Raw genomic sequence first — 5,064 nt, 5'->3', positions numbered from 1 at the left:
GCTTCGGCAATGCGCTCATCGTTTTGGCGGACGCCTTCGGTGGTGCGACGGGCGCACCGTTGGAGCAAATCGCTGGACTGATACTACTGACTGTATCTCGTTTGCGCCCGGGCAATGGGATGGCCGGCTTCGCCGGCGGCCACTACGCGTCGGGTAGCCGGGGCGGTCGCCCGCCCCGGCTCCCACAGAACCGTACTTGTGCTGTTCACATACGGCTCCTCGGAACGACGGGTTGTGACCCCCGCCGCTGGCCGGTTTACGACCTCTCAGGTACCCCCGAGCTGTGTTGGGGTGCGTGGGACCTCCGTCCAGATTTCCTGGAACCGCCGCAGTAGCGAGAAGAGCCCCGCATTCCTGAAGAACGCGTTGTTGAGCCCTCTATCTACTGCTGAAACGTGGCTCAATCTCCAGAGGGACTTTCGTCCTTCATAGACGTCGCCCCATGCGGACTTGGGCTTGATGCCCAAGCGGATGAGTTGTCGAGCGATGGTCCGTTTTCGTTTCCACATCTTAAGTATGCGGGCACGAAGTCGTCGCCTGATGTGAGCATCTGCGTTGCCCACCACTCTATTGATGCCTTGCGTGCAAACCCGGAAGTGCCCCATCCAACCGCGCAGGTACCTGTTGACCTTGGCGATGGCCGCATCAAGCGACCATCCCCTCGATCTGGGCACCAGCTCGACGATCCGCTCTTTGAGCCGCTTCATGCTGCGCTCCGAGAGCAGAATTTCCACTGAACCGTCTGGCATCGGGGCCATGCGGTATCCCAGGAAATGACGGGTTTCCGGGCGAGCCACGGCGCTCTTTGACGCGTTCACCTGCAAGCGCAAGCGCTTGTTGATGAATAGCACCACCGAGGCCATGACCCGTGTGCCTGCGCGTTCGCTTCGGACGTAGACGTTGCAATCATCCGCGTACCGAACAAACCGGTGGCCGCGCCGTTCGAGCTCCCAATCGAGCTCGTCGAGCACAATGTTGGACAGCAACGGAGACAAGGGCCCGCCTTGTGGCACGCCTTCATCTGTCGCCACCTTCACGCCATCCGGCATGACCACGCCGGCCTTGAGCATGCGTCCAATGAGCTTCACAAGCCGCCTGTCTTCGACCCGCTGAGCGAGCCTGGACAGCAGCCGCTGGTGATGCACACGGTCGAAGAACTTCTCCAAATCCATGTCCACCACCCAGTGACGCCCACCTTCAACATAGCCCACAGCCTGCCTGATCGCCGTCTGGCACCCTCGCCTTGGACGAAACCCGTGGCTGGCGTCGTGGAACGTCGGCTCGTAGACCGGTTCGAGCACCTGTCTGACGGCTTCTTGAACCACGCGATCAACCACGTTCGGGATGCCTAACCCGCGTAACTTCCCCCCGCTTTTCGGGATCCATACCCTACGGATTTGACCGGGTTGGTAGGTTCCGTCGAGCAGGGTTTGGCACAACGCCGCGCCGATGGTCGACCAGTGCTGCTGCACGTCCTCGACCGTCTTGCGATCCGGGCCGGGCGCCCCTCGATTCTTCACGACTTTGGCCAGCGCCTCGGGGAGGCACTGCACAACTCTCTCAATCCACGCGTGGTCCTCTGGACTCCGACTGAGCTCCGCCTTCGGCACCTTGCGCGCTGCCTTCCCGATCAGGTTCGGGCTCTTGGCGCCTTCGGCATCGCGGCCGGGCCGCGATCTTTCAGCTGTAGCGAAGGGCATCGTGAGTTGATGACCATCTCCTTTGACCGGAACCGCCTTCCCTCCACCAGGGCGCTCGAGCCCTTGGCTTGAGGCCAACTTTCGAGGGCCTTTCGGTACTATGCGGTTCTCCGACTTCTGCTGGGCCATGGGCCTTTGTCCTTTTGTCCTCGGGCTTACCAACACGCATGCTGGAGCCCAGCAGATCTCCCAGGGTAAGACGTTCAAATTTCGTGGCCATCCCGTCGCCAATACGCCTGTAGCACCGACAGAAATCGGGCTTCGTCGCTGAGAGCCGACTCACCCGCTACAGACGCCTTACGGCGCTTCACTTTCGTTCGAAACGGCCACACACCTACGGCTTCCACCAGACCTGCCCTCGCGGGAGCTCGATCGAGGCCCCGCCCCGCCTCAAGCCACCCCGGTTCTCCGGGGTCACGCCCTTGCCTCCTCGGTGTCGAGTTCCCTCTGTCAGGGCCTCGGGCTAGGATTTGTTCATCGAACTCACCTCCAATTTGAACGCCATGCCTGGCGCACTCTCGGTGTTACCGGCCACGGTCATCGAGGTTCCCAGCCCCAGAATCGGGCAGGCAGCGTGATGGAGAACGGGGCGTAGGCCATCGCGAGCGAATTCGCTGCAACGGCCATGATGGGGTAGAGCCAGCCGCGTGGAGCGGGGCACCGGCATGGTGCTGGCTGGGAATGTGGCGGAGGCGTGGTAACGACACGCCCCCGCCGTGCCTCGAAGTTGGTTGGACCATCGAGGCGGCAGGAGAATACAAGCTCGAATCCCGATCGGCCCGTGGATTCGTCAACTGCCCAGCGTGGCAGCAGTCAGGCCCGCCAGTTGCCCGGCGTGCAGCACGGTCAGCAGGCCAGCTGGTCTCCCACTGAACCTCATTGGGCATGGACTGAGAACCGTCACGATGCTGGGCGTTTACGAGCTTGGCGCCAAGCCTGGATTCGTCGACGTGACCTGCCGCAGGTACCGGTGCCGAAGCTGCAAGGCGTTGTGTTTGGTCGTGCCCGCCGGGATCGTCTCTGGGCGACGCTACCTGTGGCCCACGATCGCTTTGGCCCTCTGCGCCTGGTCAGTCGGCCAGATCCAGGCGCTGAAGATCAGGGAGAAGCTGAGCCCGTTCGCGATTCTCGGCGCCTCGGTCACGGGCTGGGCATCGCTGAAGCGCTGGGCGCGCGCATACGGCGTCGGCGACGGGACTTTGCGTGAACGCGCCGCTCGGCGAGTCCAGGCGCTGCTCGCTCAGAGTCCGCTCTCGGCCCAGCAGTACGCGATTGAGCCCCGCATCTTCGCGGCGTCGCTACAACAGGCCTGATGTCCATCAGGTTGAATCAACACGGGAAATGGAGCCCACCAGATAAGATCCCTGCCGCCGAACGGTGACTGCTGAGAGACCTCGATAGCGCCATGTCGGCGCCCATGATGGAGGTCAAGATGAAGGACGTCCTCGCTCCGCGCTCTCATGCGGAAGCCACCGCGGTGTTCCGCGCCCAACTCGTCGGCCCGCTGCTGAGCCGCGAACTGGCACGTGGAGAACTCCAAGCCGAGCTGCGCCGAATCAGTAGCCAGCGCTACCGCCCACCGGGCTCGAATGTGACCCGCTGCTACGCTGTTTCAACGCTCGAACGCTGGTACTACACGTACAGGAACAAGGGGCTGGAGGCGCTACAACCCCGTCGCCGCAACGACGCGGGCCATGCTCGAACGCTCACCGATGAACAGCGTGATCTGCTGTGCAACATCCGGCGCGTCCACCCGAGCGCGTCGGCCGAGCTGATCCTGCGAAGCCTCGTGCTCGAAGGGAGAATCGAGGCGGACGCGGTGTCAGCGACCACCGTCCGACGGTTGTTCAGATCCGAGGGTCTGCGACGGTTGTCTCGAAAGCAGCAACATGATCACTCGGCGCGGCGGCGATGGCAGGCCGAATATGCGGGGCAGCTGTGGCACGCCGACGTTTGCCACGGACCGACGCTCAAACTGGATGGCCAGCGGGTGCCACTGCGCATCCATGCGATTTTGGACGATGCGTCGCGGTACGTGGTCGCGCTGAGGGTCTGCTCGACCGAGCGCGAGGTGGAGATGCTCGAACTGATGACGCGCGCCTTGCGTCGTTGGGGCGCGCCGGCCTTGCTGTACCTCGACAACGGCTCGACGTATTCGGGCGAGATGTTGGCGACCGCATGCACTCGCCTGAAGGTCTCCTTGCTGCACGCCAAGCCGTACGATCCGCAGGCTCGGGGCAAGATGGAGCGCTTCTGGCGAACGCTGCGCCAAGGATGCCTCGACCATCTTGGCCGGGTGAATCGGCTACACGACGTGCAAGTGCGTCTGCTGGCGTGGTTGGACGGTCACTATCATCAGGCGGCCCACGCGGGGTTGTTGGGTCGAAGCCCGGGCGATGCCTGGCTTGACCGTGAACTGGCGCCCGTTACCGAGAAGGCGCTCAACGAGGCGCTGACTGCCCACGGGCGCCGGCGAGTCAGTCGTGACGGCACTTTGAGCGTGGGCGGCGTGATCTGGGAGACTGACCAAGGCTTCCTCGCCGGCAGGCAAGTGCAGGTCGAGCGCAACCTCTCGGAGCCTACGCTGCCACCCGTGATTGTGCACGAGGGCCGGTCGTACCAGCTTCGCCCGGTCGACCCGGTCGCCAACGGCAAGAAGCGCCGTCCGTTCAAGGCGAAGCCGGGCATCGACGCGGTGGAGTTCGATCCCAACAAGGTGCTGCTCGACCATGTCTTTGGCCGTTCACCGCAGGGAGTGTCGCAATGACCTGGTTCGACCACTTCCAGCTCGATCAGGCCCCATTCTCCAAAGCCATCGGCGATGCCGATCTGTGGTTGACGCAGGCCAAGAAGGAGGCGGTGACCGACATCGTTGACGCGGTCAGCGAGCGGGCCACCGGCGTGTTGCTCGTGGGAGACAGCGGACTGGGCAAGAGCTGCGTCCTTCGCGCGCTTCGGCATCGGCTTGCGGGGGCGCCCGTCCGGCTAACCTACTGCCACAACGCGACTCTTGGCCGTCGTGATTTCTATCGGCAGATCTGTCGAGCGATTGGTCTGAGCCCGAAGGCGACGGCCGCGGCGGTGTTCAATGCGGTGTCCGATTACATTCGCGAGCTCAGCTGCGAACAGTTGCATCCGGTGTTCGTGATCGATGAGGCGCACCTGCTGCACCAGGACGTGCTTGACCATCTGCACATCCTCGCGAACCACGAGTGGGATTCGAAGCCCCTGCTCACGCTGGTTCTCGCTGGTCTGCCCGACCTGTGGGATCGCATGCTGCTGCGTCGCAATCGGTCGCTCTGGACGCGGATTCACACTCGAATTCGCCTCCCCGATCCAGAGCCAGGCGAAACGGTCGAGTACG

4 protein-coding genes are annotated in these 5,064 nt (G+C 63.4%); 3 read left to right on the top strand and 1 reads right to left on the bottom strand.

Features of this window, described 5'->3' with window-relative positions; genetic code table 11:
* Nucleotides 1–266: 266 nt before the first annotated feature.
* On the bottom strand, nucleotides 267–1,700 hold the full coding sequence (gene ltrA / locus GY769_12280; GenBank protein MCP4202699.1) for a group II intron reverse transcriptase/maturase: 1,434 nt from the start codon (nucleotides 1,698–1,700) through the stop codon (nucleotides 267–269).
* A gap of 905 nt (nucleotides 1,701–2,605) precedes the next feature.
* Between ltrA and GY769_12275 the strand changes: the two genes are divergently transcribed.
* The 3 genes from GY769_12275 to GY769_12265 all read left to right on the top strand — a co-directional run.
* Nucleotides 2,606–3,013 carry a hypothetical protein gene (locus GY769_12275; GenBank protein MCP4202698.1) on the top strand — a complete coding sequence of 136 codons (408 nt, stop codon included), beginning with the start codon at nucleotides 2,606–2,608 and terminating at the stop codon, nucleotides 3,011–3,013.
* 119 nt (nucleotides 3,014–3,132) lie between these two features.
* Nucleotides 3,133–4,467: a transposase gene (locus tag GY769_12270; GenBank protein ID MCP4202697.1), complete on the top strand. Its 1,335-nt coding sequence runs from the start codon at nucleotides 3,133–3,135 to the stop codon at nucleotides 4,465–4,467.
* On the top strand, nucleotides 4,464–5,064 hold a 601-nt coding region (locus GY769_12265; protein ID MCP4202696.1), incomplete at its 3' end, for an AAA family ATPase. The genes GY769_12270 and GY769_12265, both read left to right, overlap by 4 nt.

The sequence above is a fragment of the bacterium genome (assembly GCA_024224155.1).
Classification (GTDB): Bacteria; Acidobacteriota; Thermoanaerobaculia; order Multivoradales; family JAHEKO01; genus CALZIK01.
The sequence above is the reverse complement of the archived record's forward strand: the minus strand, read 5'-3'. Positions and strand labels throughout refer to the sequence as shown.